The organism is Candidatus Poribacteria bacterium (assembly GCA_021295715.1).
Classification (GTDB): domain Bacteria; phylum Poribacteria; class WGA-4E; order WGA-4E; family WGA-3G; genus WGA-3G.
The window spans coordinates 4,488-5,207 of record JAGWBV010000160.1; the positions used below are offsets into that span (position 1 = coordinate 4,488).

Here is a 720-nt window from a genome sequence, read left to right on the forward strand (position 1 = left end):
AGGCAGGAACATACGCCATGTTGCCTGCGGTATAACGGGTTAGAATGGAGCGGCGCGGATGGTCGGCTGTCCACGGAAGCGTTCCATGCGTCACCGCCTCCGTGAAGATTGCCACATCGCCGGCGTTGCAGACGAGTTGTCGGATGTTCTCTTGGTGTTCTTGGTAAAGCCGCATCTTTTGTGGACACGGGTAGTTGCTCTTATGGCTTCCCGGTATAACGATTAACCCTCCCGCTCCGGGGGGCACGTCCGTCAATTGGAATGTGACGACAGTCAAGCCGTTGTGCATACGTCCGTCACGGAAAATATAGTATTGGTTCGGATCGAAGCCAGGACCGGAGGAGCCATGAAACGTATGCCCCTCTGCACCCTTGTCCATTGAAAGCAGGAACATTTGATGATCCATACGGAAGCCCTTTCCCAATATTTCATTGAGATAAGGAATGAGTGTCGGGTGTGCAAGCATGTGTCGGAACGGATTACACCACGGTTCCTCCCAATTGAGCATACCGCCGAGTTCCCCTCTGCCCTGCTCACCTTTTAATTCCAGGGAGCCGCCATCGAGAGCCTGTTCGCGTGGACGGATGCGTCCTTGCTCACCATGTTTATCAATCGCTTCATTCGCTATTGCTACCTCTTCGGGTGTTAGCACGTTCTTGATAATAAGGTAACCGTTCAGATCGAATAGATATTTTTCGTCAGCGTTCATGTTCGATTTCC

1 protein-coding gene is annotated in these 720 nt (G+C 52.1%); it reads right to left on the reverse strand.

Features of this window, described 5'->3' with window-relative positions; all coding sequences use genetic code 11:
* Positions 1-720: phytanoyl-CoA dioxygenase family protein (locus J4G07_22325; GenBank protein MCE2416721.1), on the reverse strand; the 720-nt coding region annotated here is incomplete at both ends.